Annotated in this window: 15 protein-coding genes and 1 pseudogene; 7 read left to right on the top strand and 9 right to left on the bottom strand. The window is 65.8% G+C overall.

What is annotated here, in order from left to right; translation table 11 throughout:
* Positions 1–77: 77 nt before the first annotated feature.
* The 3 genes from W911_RS14740 to W911_RS14730 form a co-directional block, all read right to left on the bottom strand.
* Positions 78–860, bottom strand: coding sequence for an amino acid ABC transporter ATP-binding protein (locus tag W911_RS14740; RefSeq protein ID WP_023788338.1), 783 nt, complete (start codon positions 858–860; stop codon positions 78–80).
* Between the two features lie 69 nt (positions 861–929).
* Complete coding sequence (locus W911_RS14735) at positions 930–1499, bottom strand: GNAT family N-acetyltransferase (RefSeq protein WP_023788337.1); 570 nt, start codon at positions 1497–1499, stop codon at positions 930–932.
* A gap of 63 nt (positions 1500–1562) precedes the next feature.
* The gene (locus W911_RS14730) at positions 1563–1868 is read right to left on the bottom strand and encodes a hypothetical protein (protein WP_023788336.1); all 306 of its coding nucleotides are present in this window, start codon (positions 1866–1868) and stop codon (positions 1563–1565) included.
* Between W911_RS14730 and W911_RS19085 the strand changes: the two are divergent.
* A pseudogene (locus W911_RS19085) lies at positions 1824–2066 on the top strand (hypothetical protein); the annotation flags it as partial. The gene W911_RS14730 and the pseudogene W911_RS19085 overlap by 45 nt on opposite strands.
* Before the next feature lie 20 nt (positions 2067–2086).
* Here W911_RS19085 and W911_RS14725 read toward each other — a convergent pair.
* The 3 genes from W911_RS14725 to creD form a co-directional block, all read right to left on the bottom strand.
* Positions 2087–3691: a DEAD/DEAH box helicase gene (locus W911_RS14725; RefSeq protein WP_023788335.1), complete on the bottom strand. Its 1605-nt coding sequence runs from the start codon at positions 3689–3691 to the stop codon at positions 2087–2089.
* Between the two features lie 366 nt (positions 3692–4057).
* On the bottom strand, positions 4058–4726 hold the full coding sequence (locus W911_RS14720; RefSeq protein ID WP_023788334.1) for an aquaporin: 669 nt from the start codon (positions 4724–4726) through the stop codon (positions 4058–4060).
* 123 nt (positions 4727–4849) lie between these two features.
* On the bottom strand, positions 4850–6259 hold the full coding sequence (gene creD, locus W911_RS14715) for a cell envelope integrity protein CreD (RefSeq protein ID WP_023788333.1): 1410 nt from the start codon (positions 6257–6259) through the stop codon (positions 4850–4852).
* A gap of 352 nt (positions 6260–6611) precedes the next feature.
* Here creD and W911_RS14710 point away from each other — a divergent pair, with 352 nt between their 5' ends.
* Complete coding sequence (locus tag W911_RS14710; protein WP_023788332.1) at positions 6612–6827, top strand: hypothetical protein; 216 nt, start codon at positions 6612–6614, stop codon at positions 6825–6827.
* Positions 6828–6835: 8 nt separating this feature from the next.
* Here the strand turns inward: W911_RS14710 and W911_RS14705 are convergent, their stop codons facing one another.
* Positions 6836–8650, bottom strand: coding sequence for a hypothetical protein (locus W911_RS14705; protein WP_023788331.1), 1815 nt, complete (start codon positions 8648–8650; stop codon positions 6836–6838).
* Between the two features lie 381 nt (positions 8651–9031).
* Between W911_RS14705 and W911_RS14700 the strand changes: the two genes are divergently transcribed.
* Positions 9032–9253, top strand: a complete 222-nt coding sequence (locus tag W911_RS14700) for a DUF6894 family protein (protein ID WP_023788330.1) — start codon at positions 9032–9034, stop codon at positions 9251–9253.
* A 195-nt stretch (positions 9254–9448) separates the two neighbouring features.
* Here the strand turns inward: W911_RS14700 and parE are convergent, their stop codons facing one another.
* Entirely contained in the window at positions 9449–11464 is a 2016-nt protein-coding gene (gene parE / locus W911_RS14695; protein ID WP_023788329.1) for a DNA topoisomerase IV subunit B, read from the bottom strand.
* A gap of 286 nt (positions 11465–11750) precedes the next feature.
* Between parE and W911_RS14690 the strand changes: the two genes are divergently transcribed.
* A complete protein-coding gene (locus W911_RS14690; RefSeq protein ID WP_023788328.1) occupies positions 11751–12689 on the top strand; it encodes a DMT family transporter in 939 nt (312 codons plus the stop codon).
* 21 nt (positions 12690–12710) lie between these two features.
* On the opposite strand, the gene panC is transcribed toward W911_RS14690, so the two are convergent.
* Entirely contained in the window at positions 12711–13526 is an 816-nt protein-coding gene (panC, locus tag W911_RS14685; protein ID WP_425277570.1) for a pantoate--beta-alanine ligase, read from the bottom strand.
* A 208-nt stretch (positions 13527–13734) separates the two neighbouring features.
* Here panC and putA point away from each other — a divergent pair, with 208 nt between their 5' ends.
* From putA to W911_RS14670, 3 genes are all read left to right on the top strand, one after another.
* A complete protein-coding gene (gene putA, locus W911_RS14680; RefSeq protein ID WP_023788326.1) occupies positions 13735–16938 on the top strand; it encodes a bifunctional proline dehydrogenase/L-glutamate gamma-semialdehyde dehydrogenase PutA in 3204 nt (1067 codons plus the stop codon).
* Between the two features lie 189 nt (positions 16939–17127).
* Complete coding sequence (locus W911_RS14675) at positions 17128–17781, top strand: hypothetical protein (RefSeq protein ID WP_051388566.1); 654 nt, start codon at positions 17128–17130, stop codon at positions 17779–17781.
* Positions 17782–17866: 85 nt separating this feature from the next.
* Positions 17867–18565: a DnaJ domain-containing protein gene (locus tag W911_RS14670; RefSeq protein WP_023788324.1), complete on the top strand. Its 699-nt coding sequence runs from the start codon at positions 17867–17869 to the stop codon at positions 18563–18565.
* The last annotated feature ends 10 nt before the right edge of the window (positions 18566–18575 follow it).

The following is an 18575-nucleotide window of genomic DNA, read 5'->3' as shown; positions in this document are numbered from 1 at the left end:
AACGGTCCCCTCGTTTGAAAAGGTGCCCGCTCTTGCCCCCACCCGTCATGCCGAAGAGCTTCACCATCCCCACTCCCTCAATGCGCAAGGATCTGGGAAAGGAACGCGCGCGTGCGCTCGTGCTTCGGCGCGCTGAAAATCGTGTCCGGCGGCCCGGCTTCCACGATCTCGCCGCGATCCATGAACACGACGCGATCCGCGACCGCGCGCGCGAATCCCATTTCGTGCGTGACAACGAGCATGGTCATGCCCTGCCGGGCCAGTTCGACCATGACGTCGAGCACCTCCTTCACCATCTCGGGATCGAGCGCCGACGTCGGCTCGTCGAACAGCATGATGCGCGGGTTCATCGCGAGTGCGCGCGCAATCGCCACGCGCTGCTGCTGTCCGCCCGAGAGCTGGCCTGGGAACTTGTGCGCCTGATCCGCGATATGAACGCGTTCGAGAAGCTGGAGGGCTGCGGCCTCTGCATCCGCCCGCTTGGCCTTTCGCACCCACTTGGGAGCCAGCGTCAGGTTGTCGAGCACCGAAAGATGCGGAAACAGATTGAAGCTTTGAAACACCATGCCGACTTCGGAGCGAATCTTTTCGAGCGTCCGGATGTCCTTCGTCAGCGTCGTCCCGTCCACGACGATGCGTCCGCCGTCGTGCGCTTCGAGACCGTTGATGCAGCGGATCAGCGTGGACTTGCCGGACCCTGATGGCCCGCAGATGACGATTTTTTCGCCCTCTGCAACTTGAAGCGAGATGTCGCGCAGCACCTGGAAGTCGCCGAACCACTTCTGGACGTCTTCAAGCACCACGGCGCCGTTGCCGTTGGAGGATCCATGTTCGGAGATGTGGGAAGGGGCGCTGCTCATCGCTCCTGCATCGGGCTCGATCGAATTTTTCCGAAGCAGCAGGGAGAGTTGCACGATGAAGGCGGGGACTCAAGTGCGCCCGGCGAGATCGCGGCCCAGATCGCGCCCAAGAAACACGAGTTCGGTTTCCCCTAAGGACACCGCAGCCCGCTCCTGAAATCCGTTCGCGTTATAGAAGCGCACATTGCGTGCACCCCGCTGCGTCACGACATGCACGCCGTTCGCGCCTGCATCCCGCGCCGCAAGGGCGAAGGTGTCGATCAGGCGCGCGCCTATCGCCTGCCCGCGGTACGCCTCGACGACATTGACGTGGAGATGCGCCGGATAGCGCGCCGATGCGTCGGCAAAAGCAGAGAGAAACGGCAGGTCCGAAAAGATCGGATCGCGTGCAGGATCGGCCACGTTGCCCACGATATAGCCGATAGCGCGGCCAGCCCCGTCGCGCGCAAGGAAAGCATATTGGGGGAAATGCAGAAGATAGCGGCCGAGCCAGCGCGCGCGGAATGCGGCTTTCGCGGCCTCGGTCTCGAACGATTGCGTGTTGCTCGACGAGAAGAAGACGTGATCGATGTCGGCCACAAGCCACCGCTGCTCGGCGTCGTCGAGCCCATCCCAGCGGCAGATCTCGAAATCCGTCATGATCGCGTGGGTCGAACCGTGTCTTGAGGCGGCGAAAGCGCGTGCGGTCCTCGCCCTTGGGAGCTATTCGGCCGCGGCGCGTACGACGTGAGCGGTCACCGTCGAGAGAGAGGCCGCCGCCGCTGACCAATATCGCGCCTCTGCCTCGGCCGCGAGTTTTTCTTTGCGGAAGGCGTCGATCCACTCCCACACGAGCAGCGGATTGGTCTCGGCCAGGGCCGCAAGATCTTCCGGCGATTTCGAGAGCACCGTTGCAGCGAGACGCTGGAGTTGAGCAGTCTCGATGAGAGCGGATGGCGTCGCTTCGCCTGCATCTTGAATGGAATGAACGGGCGGTGTTCGCGTGGGCGTGTGCCGATGATGACGCATGGGTTTCGCCTCCCAACTCCGGGGGAAGCTACCGCGCGCACCGCCTTGAAATTGGGCAACCGGCACGTCTATCCACAGCTACCTGATGTTGCGGCGCGATATTCGCTTGACAGATTTGTTGTGCGTCGCCGAGCGCGAGGTCGAAAAGGACCCACGAAAAACTGCGCCGCGCCCCTGAACCCAGAGCGCGGCGCAGCGCAACAGATCGCGCGGAAAACTTACTCGCTGGCGGCTTTGGCCGGCCGGGCCGGGCGGCACAGAAACGCTGGCACGTTGCCTGCAAAAGCGGCAACGGCTGTTTTCGACGAGGCATCGACGGGAGCGGAGCGCGGACGCGCCCGCTGCGGAGCAGGAGCGGGTTGAGGCGCAGCGGCCCGTTCCTCGCGCCGTCCTTCGGTCTCTGTAGAACGCCGGGGTGCGTCACGGCGCGGCGCTTCGGCTTGCGGCTTGGCACGTCCGTTCTCGCGGCGGGCATCGGTGCGGGCCGTCTCGGCGCGCGCGGTCTCGTCAGCGGGTTTGCGGTTGCCCTTTTCGGCGGGCTTCACAGCCTTCGGCTCTTCCCGGCCGCTGGCCCCCGACGCGCGCCGCCGGTCTGCCGGACGTGCGTCCTTCTTTGCGCTGTCGCTCCGCCCGCCTCGACCGCCACGGCCCCGGCGACGCTTGCCGGCGTCCTGGAAGTCCTGCTCGGTCGGGCCGTCGCCGATCCACGCCGCGGGCTCTCCGAGGATTTTCTCGATGTCCTTGAGCGACTTCAGTTCCTCGGGTGTGACGATCGACTGAGCGATCCCTTCCTTGCCCGCGCGTCCCGTGCGCCCGATGCGATGCACGTAGTCGTCCGACTGCCATGGCAAGTCGTAGTTGAACACGTGCGACACGTCCGGAATGTCGAGCCCGCGCGCCGCCACATCGCTTGCGGCCAGCAGCGTGATCTCGCCCGAGCGGAACTTGTCGAGGGTCTCCATGCGGCTCTTCTGATCCATGTCGCCGTGCAGCGCTCCGGCGTTGAAGCCGTGCTTCAGGAGCGACTTGAGCAGGATCGCCACGTCCCGCTTGCGATTACAGAAGATGATGGCGTTCCGGACGTTGTCGGCGCGGATCAGGTCGCGGAGCATTTCCCGCTTCGCCCAATCTTCGCCGTCGGGCAGGTAGCGGAAGCTCTGCGTGATGGTCTTTGCGGTGGTGGCGGGTCGCGCCACTTCCACGCGCTCGGGATCGCGCAGGAACTGATTGACGAGCCGTGTGATCTCGGGCGGCATCGTGGCCGAGAAGAACAGCGTCTGCCGCCGCGGAGGCAGCAGCTTGCAGATCTTTTCGATGTCGGGGATGAAGCCCATGTCGAGCATCCGGTCGGCCTCGTCGATGACGAGGATCTCGACGCCCATCAGCATGATGCGGCCGCGGCCGAAGTGATCCAGAAGGCGCCCGGGCGTTGCGATGAGGACATCCACGCCGCGATCGAGCTTCTTGACCTGGTCGTCCATCGACATGCCGCCGATCAACAGCGCCACGTCGAGTTTGTGGTTGATGCCATACTTCTCGAAGCTCTGCGCCACCTGGGCGGCAAGCTCGCGCGTCGGCGCCAGAATGAGAGAGCGCGGCATCCGTGCCCGCGCCCGGCCCGTTTCGAGCCGCGTGATCATCGGCAGCACGAACGAGGCGGTCTTGCCCGTTCCCGTCTGGGCGATGCCGAGCACGTCGCGCCCGGTAACGGCCACAGGGATAGCTGCGGATTGAATGGGTGTCGGTGAGTCATAGCCGGCGGCCGTGATGGCAGCCTGAACTTTCTGGCTGAGCCCGAGCTCAGCGAACGTCTTCGTTTCCAAAAAACCAAGTCTCCATAAGCGATCTCAATGTTCCAAGCGCGCTCGACCGGCATGCGGCCTTTCAAGGCCTCCGGGCGCAGCTTCAGAACGACGTGAGCGCAGGGGAATGGCGATTGCCGCAAACGGGCAAATACAAAAATTGGGGCTCGAAAAGGGACAAACAGGTCGAATGAGATCGAAGCCCCTGCGCCCGAGCCAACGCGTAGGTGGCATACGCCCCTTAAAAAATCAAGAAAATACAGGGGCTTTAATGCAGCGGAAAAGTCGCAGTTCAAGAAAAAACGGCCGCCGGAAACCGGGCGGCCGTCAATATTGTGCGTAATTTCAAAGCGTTTCGGGTACGCCTCCCGATCGCGCGAAGACGGCCTATTCGTCGAGCCAGCGATAGATGATGGCGCCGATAACGGCTCCGACGATGGGTGCCACGAAGAACAGCCAGAGCTGCGAGAGCGCCTCTCCGCCCGCGAACAGCGCCGGCCCCAGGCTGCGTGCCGGGTTGACGGAGGTGTTCGAGACCGGGATCGACATCAGGTGGATGGCGGTAAGCGCCAGGCCGATCGAGAGTGGCGCGAAGCCGGCCGGGGCGCTCGCCCGCGTCGAACCCATGATGACGATCAGGAAGAACGCCGTCAGCACGACCTCGATGATCAGCACGCTCGTGAGGCTCGCGTTGATCATCGACAGGCTGCCGTAGCCGTTGGCGGCATACGTCGCCGGCGCGTTGCCGATGGTGGCGAACACAGCTGTCACCGCGATGGCGCCGAGGCACTGCGCCACGATGTAGGGCACGGCGTCACCGAGGCTGAAACGCCCGCCGGCAACGAGACCGAGCGTGACGGCGGGATTGTAATGACCGCCCGAGATGTGCCCGATCGCGCGCGCGGTCGCAAACACCGTGATGCCAATCGAGAGGGCGACGCCGACGATGCCGGCGGCGCCCGCTGGTGCTCCGAAGGAGTAGAAGGCCGCGCCGAGCACGGCGCCGGTCAACATGAAGGTGCCAATGAACTCGGCGACGAGAGCTTTGACGTTCATTGCGATTGTCTCCCAACATTTCCCCTATGCCGGTGACACGTCGATGCGTCGCCGTCGAACGGCAAGGTTGGCGATGTGGCGGCGTTTCAATCGCGAATCGCATGGCCCCGGCGCGCATTCATATCATGTTGTCTGTCCGCCACCGTACGGAACTTCGGCCTTGCCCTCTTCTGCCGTGAGGCCGCCAAGTCCCGACCAGTCGATGTGAAGCGTCGCGAACATCAATCCGGTCAACGCGGTAAAGCCGAGGAGGGCGCCAGCCAGCAGCGCATAGTCTTCGAGCCGCAGGATCAGATAGAGGAGCCCGTAGAGCGCTGAGAAGAGCGCCGCCATCAGAACGCCGCTCCGCAAGCTGTGAAGCGCTTTTCCGACGTAGAGCGAGAGCATGCCGCCCGTTGCGAGCGAGGCGATGGCGTAGGCGCGCGTAAAGCCGAGGTGCTCTGCAAGAGACAGCAGCAGCACGTAGAAGAACACCATCGCGAGGCCGACGAAGATGTATTGCACCGGATGCACGCGCCCCTTCGAAATCAGTTCGAGAACGAACACGCCCATGAAGCCCGCGGCCAGGAACAGAATGCCGTATTTCACCGCGCGCGTGACGAGGCCGTAGAAGTCCACCGGCTGGTAGAACGTCACGCCGAACTGAGCGTTGAGGAAGCGGTCGAGCCCGTGCTCCGTGAGCGACCACGAATGCGGAACGCTACGGGCAAGATGGGGGATGCGCCACTTGGCGGAAAAGCCCTCCGCACGCACGTCCCGTTCCACCGGCAGGAACGCGCCGCCAAAGCTCGGATGCGGCCAATCGGACGTGATCTCGACACGCGTCTCGCGCGCGGCAGGGGCGAAGTTGAGCGATAGCGAGCCCGTGAAGTGCAGTTCCGCCTCGAAGCTGAACGCTTGCAGCGTCCCGTCCGGAGAAACGACCGAAGGCGCCGTACCGATTTTGGAGTGGATGCCGTTCATATTCGAGACGGGGACGCCGATGCTGGGCTGAAACGGCAGCCTATCCCGCCTGTTGAGGGCGAGCGTCGCGGCCTCCTTGAGGCCTGCAACATCGTTGAGCGCCAGCGCGAACGTCGCATCCTTCCAGCGAACCGCAATCGCATTCGGGTCCACGTCGGACACGTCTGGCACCGAGAATCGCCCTGTGATGGAGAGCGCCGCGGTGTAGACATTCACGTCGAAGATCGAGCGATGAAGCAGGCCAGACTTCGCGTCACCGCTGACGAGCAACTCGTCGGGAAGAAAGACGGCGCGGCGCTCGACGACACGCTGCACGACCTTGTCGCCCTCCTGCGTTTCGATCCGCACGCTGTATGGCACGACGAGATAGGGCCCCGTGATCTGCTGCATGCCGCCCCACGTGCGCCCGACCTCCCGGATGACGTCGCGCGAGCGCCCTTCGCGCTCCATCACGAGGCCGACCACCATGAAGAGCGGCACGAGGAGCAAGACGATCAGGAAGGCGATAAGGAAAAACTTGAAGGCAGGGCTTCTTGTAACGCGCGCTGCTGATTGACCGATGTCCGACATGTGCGAGCCTTTCTCGGGTGCTCCTGCGGGGACGGGGCGCGGGCATGACAGAGCCATGCGATGGCCGGTCGCGAGGACGCACGACAACACTCAGGGCTGGCGTCGATGCGCGTTTCCCCGAACGCGGAAAGTCACCAAGGGAACAGGTTGTGTCGTCGGAAGAGGAGCGGGCCGATTTGTGGCGGAAACCCCGCGGCGTACGGAGAGTTGCGCCAAGACCGGATAGTTTTGGCGAGCTATCCCTTGCCGAAACTTAGCGGCGCTTTCCGGATGCGATTTCGGTGCCCGCGATAGCGTGATATGCTGGTGTCCGTCAGCCGGTGCGCTGGCCAGTCCGTGGGGAGGCTCGCACATGACCAGGCGCGCAGTTCGGATCGCTTGGATAGGCGTCGGCATCTGCCTCGTGATCGCTGTGATTGCGAGCGTTCTCACCCTTCTCGGACCGCCCGACCAGCCCTGGAACCGCAGCCTGCGTGAGCTGTCCACCCTGATGGACGTGGCCGCCCTGCTGTTCTGGATCGCCATCTTCGCGATTTACTGGTCGAGGAAACGCCGCCGCGGGGATTAGGGTCTCTATCATCTGTCCGCCGAAGCGGCTTCGACGGCCTCTGCGAGATCGCTGTAGATGCGGTGCAGACGTGCTGCGTTCGGCGCATCCTCGCAGCGCCGCGCCACGGTGGCATCCGCATAATGGCGCGGATCGAGATTGGGCCAGTTCGCGCGCTGCTGGTCGATTTGCGCGACCGCGCCCTTTGCATCCCCGAGCTGAACGAGAATGGCCGCAAGTTGGTAGAAGGAGTCCGGCGAGCGGAAAATTTGCTCCGCGCGGCGCGCTGCATCGTGAGCCTTGTCGAGGTCTCCGTTGTTGAGATGAAGCCGGCTGAGCCAATAGAGCGTCAGCCAGCGCACGGGGTTGTCGGGCGACATCTCAGCGTCGAACGCGGTGAGCTCGTCGAGAACCTCCTTCGGCGCGCGCCTGCAGGTATAGGGAACCGCTGTCACGAGAAAGCGTGCGAGCACATGGTTGGGGTCGAGTTCGAGCGTCCGCTTCGTCGCCTCGATCGCCTCCGTCATGCGCCCGGCATGCCAGGAGTAGACGGAGATGTTGAAGATGACGTCGGCGTCGCCCGGTGCGAGTTCGAGCGCGTGGCGCGCATGTTGGGCCGCAGCCCGGCGGGCTTCGTCCGTGTCCGATGCCGGGTCGACGTTGGCGAGATAGGCAAGTTTGTCGGCCAGAACGGAGCTTGCTTGGCCCAGGTCCGGGTCGAGCGCGAGGGCGCGTGTCGCGAGTGCGATCCGCTCTTTCTCCCACGCCAGGCTGTTGCGCGCTTCGCCGGGCATCCAGGTCGATTGCAGATAGAGTTGCCACGCCGTGGCACTTTCCGGGTGCGCTGCTTCGATGGCCCGCTTCGCGGCCCCATAGAGCTGAGGCCGGATCTCGGCGGCGAGCATGGTCACCAGTTCGCGTTGCACGGCCAGCTCGTCCGAAATATCGCGGTCGTAATCTTGCGCCCAGATATGCGCGCCCGTGAGGGTGTCGATGAGCTGTGCGGTGACCCGGATGCGCCGGCCGTCCCGCTGCACCCCGCCTTCGATAAGGTAGCGCACGCCCAGTGCCTCGCCGACGCGGCGCAGGTCGGCGGCGTCGCGATATTGAAACGCAGAGGTGCGCGATGCGAGCGAGATGGACTTGACGCGCGAGAGCGCGGTCATGAGCGCATCGGCCAGCCCATCCGCGAAGGGGCCGAGGGACTCGTCTCGCGACATGTTCGTAAAGGGCAGCACCGCGAGCGTGATGGCCCCCTCCTGGCTCTGCAACGATGCACGGCCGGCAGGTTCCGTCAGGGGAGGTTGACCGCTGCCTCGCTCGCCGAGCAGGCCAACACCGAGTGCCCCGAGAACGAGAAGGAGCGCCAACGCGGCCAACTGCGCCCGGGGCGAGCGAGCGGCCTGCCGCCAGCGGAGCGAAGACTGAGACGGCGCTGCGGCAGCCGGATGAGCAGACGGTTCCGGGACAGCGTTCGGCTCGTCGTCGCCAGCGCTGGAGAGTGGCGCATCGCCCCGGGGCAGGAACGTGACGGCATAGCCGCCTCGCGGAATGTCGATCCGGATCGGATCGGCGCCCCCCGCGGAGCTGTAATAGGCGTCGAGCAGTTTCCGCAGCCGGCCGGCCTGCACGCGCACGATCGGATCGATTGCGGGGTCGAAGTCGGGGCCGCGCTCGAAAACGTCGACCCCGATCGCATATCCCTTGAGGCGTTGCGCGTCGCCGGCAAGGGTCGCATCGACGACATAGCGCAACAGAGCCCGCATTTTCGGTGCCGCAGCGAAGTCTCTCGAAGCGAGAATCGCTTCGATGTGACGTTCGATGGCTGCGGGCTCAAGGGTCATGGCTCCTGTCGGCGCGATGGATTTTCCGCGGGTGGAGTGCGAGGGCTCGGGCGGCGGGTCATCCGGTAAGGATCTGACACCGAACGATTTTCTTGAGCATGATGCGGGGCATGTAACCGTAAATTACGGTGTCATACTACCGCCGGCCGGGCCTTCCGCCTAGCGTCCCGATCCGGGCCAGGCAGCGGGGTGCCGAGCGAAGGGCGTAGCGGGTGTCTCCTCCCTGCCCGTCGGCCCTTCGCGAGCCCGACGGATGTGTGGCCGGGCTCTGTACGAGCGCCAATTCCAGCGCATCCGAAATGCTCCGTTTGAGCGGTGTGCGCCGTCGCGCTGAACATTTGAAAACTAGATTTGAAGCAGGCACGGGATCGAGCTGGGACCATGCGCTACTATTTTCACCTGGAAAGCGGGACGAACATCCACATCGACCCGCGCGGCGTGGATTTCGAGCGCCGCACGGACGTCATCAATCATGCATCGGCGATGGCGCGCGATCTGGGCGATGACGAGAGGTGGGTGGGCTGGTCGTTGCGCGTGATCGACGAGGGCAACGCGGAAGTGTTTTGCGTGCCGATCCGCGCATCGGTGCTGTCGACGAAATAGCCGGGCGACGGCGCGCTCTAGGTGTCGAGCGTGTTTTCTAGAGCGTTTTCCGATCCGATGGAATCGGATCGGACGCTCTAGATCTTTGATGAGACCGATGATTCACGCTTCGGACTTTCTCCGCGCTGCCGATTCACGCCGCGCCGGGTAGGCGGCGCGCCGATCGGAGCGGCTAGGGTCCGAAGCGATCATGGTCTAGATATCGAGATCCGTCGCGAACGCGGCGCGGTCCTGGATGAAGCGGAAGCGCGCTTCCGGCTTCGACCCCATAAGCGCATTCACCGCATCCGCAATCTCACCCTTGTCGCCGTCGCCAATCTCGACGCGCAGCAGCGTCCGCCGCGTGGGATCCATTGTCGTCTCTTTGAGCTGCGAGGCGTTCATCTCGCCAAGGCCCTTGAAGCGGCTGATCTCCACCTTGGCGTTGGCCGCGAACTCGCTCTTGATCAGGGCATCGCGCTGGGCCTCTGTCGTGGCGTAAAACGACTTGGCGCCATGCGTGAGCTTGTAGAGCGGCGGAACGGCGAGGAAGAGGTGCCCGTTCTCGATCAGCTCCGGCATCTCCTGATAGAAGAACGTGATCAGAAGCGAGGCGATGTGCGCGCCGTCCACGTCCGCGTCCGTCATCACGATCACGCGCTCGTAGCGGAGATCGTCATCGCGATAGCGGCTGCCCGTCCCCACGCCGAGCGCCTGGATGAGGTCCGAGAGAAGCTGGTTCTGCGCGAGCTTGGCTGACGAGGCGTTCGCCACGTTCAGGATCTTGCCGCGCAGCGGCAGAACAGCCTGCGTCTCGCGCACGCGCGCGCTTTTGGCCGAGCCACCGGCCGAGTCGCCCTCGACGATAAAGATTTCCGTGCCCGCGGCCTGTTGAACGGAGCAGTCCGCAAGTTTGCCGGGGAGGCGCAGCCTGCGCGTCGCCGACTGGCGTCCGATCTCCTTTTCGCGGCGGCGGCGCAGACGCGTTTCCGCCTGCTCGATGACCCATTCGAGAAGCTTCGTCGCCTGCTGCGGGTTGTCGGCAAGCCAATGGTCGAACGCATCCTTCACCGCTTGCTCTACGATGCGCGAAGCTTCGACGGTTGCGAGTTTGTCCTTGGTCTGGCCCTGGAATTCCGGCTCGCGGATGAAAACGGAGAGCATCGCCGCGGCGGTCCCCATGACGTCGTCGGCTGTGATCTGCGCCGCCCGCCGGTTTCCGACTCGGTCGCCGAACTCCCGCAAGCTCTTCGAGAGTGCCGAGCGCAGGCCGTTCTCGTGCGTGCCGCCTTCGCCGGTCGGGATCGTATTGCAGTAGGAGCGCGAGAAGCCGTCGGCATCCGCGATCCACGCGATAGCCCATTCGACCGAGCCATGCTTGCCCTCGCGCTGGATATTTCCGGCAAAGATATCGCCCGCCACGCGCGTCTGCGCGCCGATCTCGGAGGCGAGAAAATCCTTGAGGCCGCCTGGGAAGCGAAACACGGCTTCGGCGGGCGTATCGTCCTTGATCAGCGACGGATCGCAGCTCCAGCGGATCTCGACGCCGCCGAAGAGATAAGCCTTCGAGCGCGCCATCTTGAACAGCCGCGCGGGCTTGAAGTGCGCCCCCTTGCCGAAAATGGTCTCGTCCGGGTGGAAGCGCACGCGCGTGCCGCGCCGGTTCATCACCGGCCCGAGCTTTTCGAGCTTTGTCTGCGGTACGCCGCGCGAGAACACCATGCGGTAGAGCTGCTGGCCGCGCGCGACCTCGACCTCGCACGTATCGGAGAGCGCGTTGACGACCGAGACACCGACGCCATGCAGGCCGCCCGACGTGTTGTACGCTTTACCGTCGAACTTGCCGCCCGCGTGCAGCGTGCACATGATGACTTCGAGCGCGCTCTTGTTCTTGAACTTGGGATGCGGGTCGACGGGAATGCCGCGGCCGTTATCGGCGACGGAAAGATAGCCGTCCGCGTCGAAGCGCACGTCGATCCAGTCGGCGTGACCCGCCACCGCTTCGTCCATCGAGTTATCGATCACCTCGGCGAAGAGGTGGTGCAGCGCCTTCTCGTCGGTGCCGCCGATGTACATGCCGGGACGGCGCCGCACGGGTTCGAGCCCTTCCAGGACTTCGATATCTGCGGCCGTGTAAGTCTCGGCACCGTCGCTGATTTTGCGGGCGCGGGCTGTCTTTTCGGTCATGCTCTGTGTCAGGTTCGAGAAGAGATCACGGATCGAGTGGCTCATGCGCCGTCTTCCCTCGCCAATGAAAGCGTGGCCCGGCGACGCGACGCGGAACGATTGCGAGCGGAGCCCGAATCCCGAATGGTCATGCGTGGCCGCACAGGTGGCACGCCGCCCTGTGGATTGGCAAGCCGGACGTGCCAAGCAGCCACAGCGGAACGATTTTTGGCGGCGATCCCGGCACAAGGCGAGGCCAAAACGTCGCGGAGAACGGCCGCGTGGTGGCCCCTTCCGCTGATCCTGGTATCAAGGATGTGGCCGCAGGGCCGGCTATCGAGAAGATCGAACCATGCAAGACAAGCAACACCCCGCCGGGGCGCCGCGCGCCTCTGGCTTCGCCGCCTTGGGCGACAATCCGTGGGTCTTGATGCTCTTGCCGGGCCTGTTCTGGGCCGGCAACGCCATCGTCGCGCGCAGCGTCACGGCCGACGTGCCTCCGATCGGGCTCGCCTTTTGGCGCTGGACGTTGGCCGCGCTTGTGGTCCTGCCGATTGCCTGGCCGCACCTCGCCCGCGATCTTCCCAAAATGCGCGAGCGCTGGCCGATCATGCTGTTGCTGACCACGCTCGGCATCAGCATCTTCAATACGTTCCTGTACATTGCCGCCCACACGACGACGGCCATCAACATCGTGATGCTGCAGACGGCGATGCCCATCGTCGTGGTGCTGGCGACGTTTCTGATCTTCCGCGAGGCGGTGACGGGCCGCCAAGCCGCGGGCATCGTCGCCTCGTTTGCGGGCACGCTGATCCTCATCTCCCACGGCGATCCGGACGTGCTTCTGAACCTGGATTTCAAGCGCGGCGATCTGTGGATGCTCGCAGCCGTCGTTTGCTACGCCGTCTATACGGCGCTTCTTCGCGTGCGCCCGCCGGTGCACGGGTTCAGCTTTGCGTTCGCGAGCTTCGCGCTCGGCGCGCTGCTGCTGCTGCCGTTTTACGTCGCCGAAACGATCCTTGTCGGCTCGTTCCCGGTCACGACGAATGCGCTGGCCGCGCTCGGGTATGTGGCGGTTTTTGCGTCCGTGTTCGCGTACATGGCCTTCAACCGCACGGTCGCGCTCCTCGGGGCGAACTTGGCCGGTCTCACCGTGCATCTGATCCCCGTGTTCGGGATCGTGCTCGCGGTGCTTCTGCTCGGCGAGCGCGTGCACCTCTACCACGGCGCAGGCATCGCGCTCATCGCCTTCGGCCTCTGGCTCGCAACGCGCAAGCCGACAACCGATTGAGCGGCACGCGACGCCGCCCGTCTAACACGCCACGTTGTCGATGAGCCGCGTCTTGCCGAGCCACGCGGCGGCCAGCACGCGCCCGGGCCGTCCGCTGCCGGGCACGAATGGCGCAAGCGTCTCCGCGTCCCGCACCTCGATGTAATCGACCTTCGCAAAGCCCGCCGCGAGAAGGGCACTCGCCGCATCGCGTGGATCGCGCCCGCGCGCCACGTCGGAGATCGCCTTGTAGAGCATCGGCGCGATATAGCGCTCGTCTTCGGTGAGATAAGCGTTGCGCGAGGAGAGGGCGAGGCCGTCGTGCTCGCGCACGGTCGGCACGCTGCGGATCGAGACCGGAAGCACCAGGTCGCGCGCCATCTGCCGGATCACGGCGAGTTGCTGGAAATCTTTCTCTCCGAACAGGGCCATGTCGGGCATCGCCGACATCAGAAGCTTGCACACCACCGTCGCCACGCCGCCGAAGTGATGCGGCCGGAACGCGCCTTCGAGCGGCAGCGCCGCCCCGCCGACTTCGAGCCGTGTCGCAAAGCCCTCCGGGTAGATTTCGGCAACAGGGGGAGCCCACACGAGATGCGCCCCTGCCCCTGCGAGCTTCGCGAGGTCGCCCGCTTCGTCGCGCGGATAGCGGGCGAGGTCCTCGTGCGGCGCGAACTGGGTCGGATTGACGAAAATCGACACCACGGCTCGATCCGCGAGCGCCAGCGCCGCCGCCACCAGCGCGATGTGCCCGGCATGCAACGCGCCCATGGTCGGCACCAGGGCAATGGTGTCTCCGCCCGCACGCCATTGCGCCACCTGGGCCCTCAAGTCGCTGATCGTCCGGACGGTCTTCAAGGGCAATACCTCTGTGCTGGCTCAGCGGCGAGTTTGGCTCATCTCTGCGCGCGAAGTGAGGCCGCCCGGCGCCCGCCGTCAAGGGGCCGATAACGGGGAGAACGCCTGCCGCCCCGCGGCGCCGTTGTAGAACCCACAGCGAACAGCCATGTCCACAGTGCAAAGCCCCGGAGAATCAGGTGTGCTCTCGGCGAGAAGAGGGGACCCTATGGTTGCGTTGAGACATTCCGAGGTCGCGGGCTCGGCCGCCGACGCGGCCGAGGTTCCGCCGCGCGACGAAATCGCAGCTCACCACCTGACCGACGAGACGCGTCTCGTCGGCGGCCTGATCGAGCGCGCCGTCTTCACCGGCGACGAGCGCCGCCGCGCGTCCGAACTTGCGCGCGCCCTCGTCGGGGCCGCCCGCGACGGCCGCGCCAATCACGGTGGCATCGACGCCTTCATGCGCGAGTACGGCCTGTCGAGCGAGGAGGGCGTCATCCTGATGTGCCTCGCGGAAGCGCTGCTCCGCATCCCCGACGCCGACACGGCGGACCGCTTCATCGCCGAAAAAATCGCAGGCGGCCATTGGGAACGCCACCGCGGCCATTCCGAAAGCCTGCTCGTCAACGCGTCGACCTGGGGGCTGATGCTCACGGGCCGCCTCGTCAAGCTTGGCGATACGCAGGGCGCGAACCCGTGGGAAGCCCTGAAGCGGCTCGTCGCCCGCTCGGGTGAGCCCTTCATCCGCCAGGCCGTCCGCCAGGCCGTGAAGCTCTTGGGCGACCAGTTCGTCCTCGGCCGCTCGATCCACGATGCGATCGGCCGTTCCGCGCCTTACGAGGCACGCGGCTTCCGCTTCTCCTACGACATGCTGGGCGAGGCCGCGATGACGGCCAAGGACGCCGAGCGCTACTTCGACCGCTACATGGCCGCCATCGAGGCGGTGGGCGAAGCCGCAGGCCCAAACCCGCTTTCGCACCCGGATGCGTTACTCGCGCGCCCCGGCCTGTCCGTGAAGCTTTCGGCGCTCCATCCCCGTTACGAGGCCGGCAAGGAAGCCCGCCTTGCGGACGAGCTTTATCCGCGCCTCATCGCGCTCCTGAAGGCCGCCGAATCGCACGGCCTCGCCATCACGCTCGATGCCGAAGAGCAGGATCGCCTGGAAGTCATGCTCGACCTCTTCCAGCGCGCCTATCTCGATCCTTCGCTCGCGCGCTGGACCGGCCTCGGCATCGCCGTCCAGGCGTACGGAAAGCGCGCCATTCCCGTCATTCGCTGGCTGCGCCGCCTTGCCGACATGGGCGGCAAGCGCATTCCGGTCCGCCTCGTCAAGGGCGCGTACTGGGACAGCGAGATCAAATGGGCGCAGGAGCGCGGCCTCTCGGATTACCCGGTGCTGACGCGCAAGCTCCACACGGATGTCTCGTATCTCGCGTGCATGCGCCTCGTGCTCTCGGATCCGAAGTCGTTCTATCCGCAGTTTGCGACCCACAACGCGCACACCATCGCATCCGCCATCGTCGCCGCGAGCGAGACGCCATTCGAGTTCCAGCGCCTGCATGGCATGGGCGAGGCGATCTACGAGGAAGTCTCGGCCCCCGGAAAGCTCATCCATCCGTGCCGCATCTACGCGCCCGTGGGCGAGCATGAGGATTTGCTGTCTTATCTCGTGCGCCGCCTGCTGGAGAACGGCGCCAACACCTCGTTCGTGAACCGCCTGGCCGACGACGAGGCGCCCATCGCGCAGATCGTGTACGATCCCGTCGAAACGGCCGAACGCGAGCGCGCCGGTCCCACGGCCGTTAAGCCGCTTGTCCGCCCCCGCGACATCTTTTGGCCGGAGCGCAAGAATTCCGCAGGCGTCGCGCTCACCGACCGCACGGCGCGCGCGGGGCTCGTAGCCGACATGGAGCGCGCGCTCGCCGCGCCCTTCGATGCCGGTCCCATCGTCGACGGGCTGGAATCCGTTGGCGGCCCTCAAGCGGCGCTGTTGACCTCTCCGCACGACCGCCGCGAACGCCTGGGGTCCGTGCGTATCGCGACGCCCCGCGAGGTGGAGGCCGCGCTTGCAAGCGCCGAGCGCGCGGCGCACGGCTGGGATCGTCAAGGCGGCCCCGCACGCGCACGCATCCTCGACTACGCGGCCGACCTCGTGGAGCGCGACAGGGCCCGCCTGATGGCGGTGCTCGCGCGCGAAGCCGGGAAGACTCTGCCGGCGGCTCTCGCCGAGGTGCGCGAGACCGTCGACCTTCTCCGCTACTACGCGGTGGAAGCGCGCCGCCTCATGAGCGCGCCGCTCATCCTCAAGGGTCCCACGGGCGAAACCAACGAGCTTGAGTTGCGCGGGCGCGGCCCCTTCGCCTGCATCGCGCCGTGGAACTTCCCGCTCGCGATCTTCGTGGGCCAGATCGCAGCGGCCCTCGCCGCCGGGAACCCGGTGCTCGCCAAACCCGCCGAGCAGTCGCCGGTCGCCGCCATGCTCGCGGTCCAGTTGCTTCACTCGGCTGGCGTGCCGAAGGACGTGCTGCATCTGTTGACCGGCACCGGCGCTGTCGGCGCAGCCCTCGTCAAGTCGCCGAAGGTGAAGGGCGTGGCGTTCACCGGCGGCAACGAAGCCGCGTGGGCCATTCAAAAGGCGCTCGCCGACCGCAAGGCCGAGATCGTGCCGCTGATTGCGGAGACCGGCGGCCTCAACGCGATGATCGCAGACAGCAGCGCGCTGCCCGAGCAGGTGGTGCGCGACGCGGTGCGCTCGGCCTTCGACAGCGCGGGCCAACGCTGCTCGGCGCTGCGCGTTCTCTTCGTCCAGGAGGAGATTGCCTCCCACACGATCCGCATGTTGACGGGCGCGGCGGAGGCGCTCGATGTCGGCGACCCGTTCGACTATGCGACCGACGTCGGCCCCGTGATCGACGAGGCGGCCCAGGACGCACTCGAAGCGCACAAGGTTCGGATGCAGCGCGAGGGCCGCGAATTGATCGACGTGCGCCTGCCGAACCACTGCCGCGCGGGAACCTACGTTACGCCCGCCGTCTACGAGATGGATCGCATGAGCGTTCTCGACCGCGAGGTGTTCGGCCCGATTCTCCACGTGGTGCGCTTCGCAGGCGGACACCTGCCGAAGGTGATCGAGGAGGTGAACGCCACGGGCTACGGCCTGACGCTCGGCCTGCACAGCCGCATCGAAAGCACCGCGAAATTCGTGGCCGAGCGCGCGCGCGTCGGCAATCTCTACGTCAACCGCAACCAGATCGGCGCGGTGCCGGGCGTCCAGCCGTTCGGGGGTGAGGGATTGTCGGGCACGGGCCCCAAGGCGGGCGGTCCGAACTATCTCGCGCGCTTCGCGACCGAGCGCGTCCGCTCCACCGACGTAACCGCAACCGGCGGCAACGTTCGCCTCCTGACGGACACTGCCGAGGGCGAAAGCTGACGGTGAAACATTGTGGCCGGGCGCGTTCCTCGCCATGTTAGGGCGGAATGAAACCCCTGACGGAGCCCGCATGGTCCGAGAGACGAAAACGCCCGGCAAGGTGGCCGACAAGATCGCGGCCGATCAGACCACGGCGCGCGCCCCGGCCCCACCCCGGCCGGCTCTTCGAGGAGCGACGTTGCGGACTTCATCGCCAAGGTGAAGGCGATGGCGCCCGCCCAGACCACGGGACGTCGCGGCCGCCTCCTCTTCGCCATGGACGCCACGATGAGCCGCGCGCCGACGTGGGATATGGCGCTGGCGCTCCAGTCGGAGATGTTCCAGGCCGTGAAAGAGATCGGCTCGCTCGAAGTCCAACTCATGTACTTCCGTGGCGCGGGCGAGGCGCGCGCGTCGAAATGGGTGACGAACGCCGACGCGCTCACCAGCCTCATGCGGCAGGTGTCCTGCCACGGCGGCTATACCCAGATCGGCAAAGTGCTCACCCACGCCCGGCGCGAATCCGAGAAGGCGAAGATCGGCGCATTGGTCTATGTGGGCGATGCGGTGGAAGAACCCATCGACGACTTGGCCGGGCGCGCAGGCGAGCTCGCGCTGCTTGGCGTGCCGGCCTTCATGTTTCAGGAAGGCCACGACGAGAACGCGGCCCGCGCCTTCGCCGAGATCGCGCGCCTCACCAAAGGCGCGCACTGCCGTTTCGGCCCCGGCTCGGCCGCCGAGCTGCGTGAGCTGCTGAAAGCCGTCGCTGTCTATGCGGCAGGCGGCGAGAAGGCGCTCGATGCGCTGCTCGCCAAACCCGGGGGCGCGGGCGCCCGCCGCCTCCTTAGACAAATGCGCCGTTGACGGTCATGATCCGCCCACCTGACCTGCGTCGTCGTCCTGCCCTGATCCGCAGGACAGACCAACGACGCCCCGACGTGAGAATTTGATGACGTTTCTACTGCTCGGCCTTGCGGCGCTCGTTGTGGTGCTGCTTTCGATCTCGGGGTTCACGCGTGCAAATCCCGCAGTCCTCGCCCGCCAGCTCAAGCTTGTAGGCGGGGCGTTGGCGCTCGCGGCGGCAGCGATCCTGCTGCTCCGGGGGGCTGCAGGCGCGGCAAGCGTGCTCGGCATGTTGGGTGCCTGGCTGCTCGGCTGGGGCGGCGGCGTGCTCGGCCCGTCCGGCCCGACGCGCAAGTCGCCTGGCCAAAGCTCCGAAGTCCGCACCGAATATCTGGCGATGGAGCTGGACCATGACACCGGCGCCATGAGCGGCCGCGTCCTCAAGGGCATGTTCGCCGGTCGCGATCTGGAAAGCCTGAAGCCGGCCGAGGCCGCCTTGCTCTGGCAGGACTGCCGGATGGCCGATCCGCAGTCGGCCCAGCTCATCGAGGCCTATCTGGATCGCATTCATCCGACGTGGCGGGAGGACGTGCAGCGCGGCGAGCGCGAAATGCGCGGCGGGGACGGGCGCATGACGCCGGAGGAAGCCTGCGACATCCTCGGCTTGTCGCCCGGCGCTACGGAAGAAGACATCCGCCGGGCCCACCGCGAGCTGATGCTCAAGCTGCATCCCGATCGGGGAGGCTCGACCTACCTCGCGGCGCAGGTGAACGAAGCCAAGGATGTGTTGCTGGACCGCGTGTAGGCGAGCACCC

The organism is Hyphomicrobium nitrativorans NL23 (assembly GCF_000503895.1).
GTDB lineage: Bacteria > Pseudomonadota > Alphaproteobacteria > Rhizobiales > Hyphomicrobiaceae > Hyphomicrobium_C > Hyphomicrobium_C nitrativorans.
The sequence above is the reverse complement of the archived record's forward strand: the minus strand, read 5'-3'. Positions and strand labels throughout refer to the sequence as shown.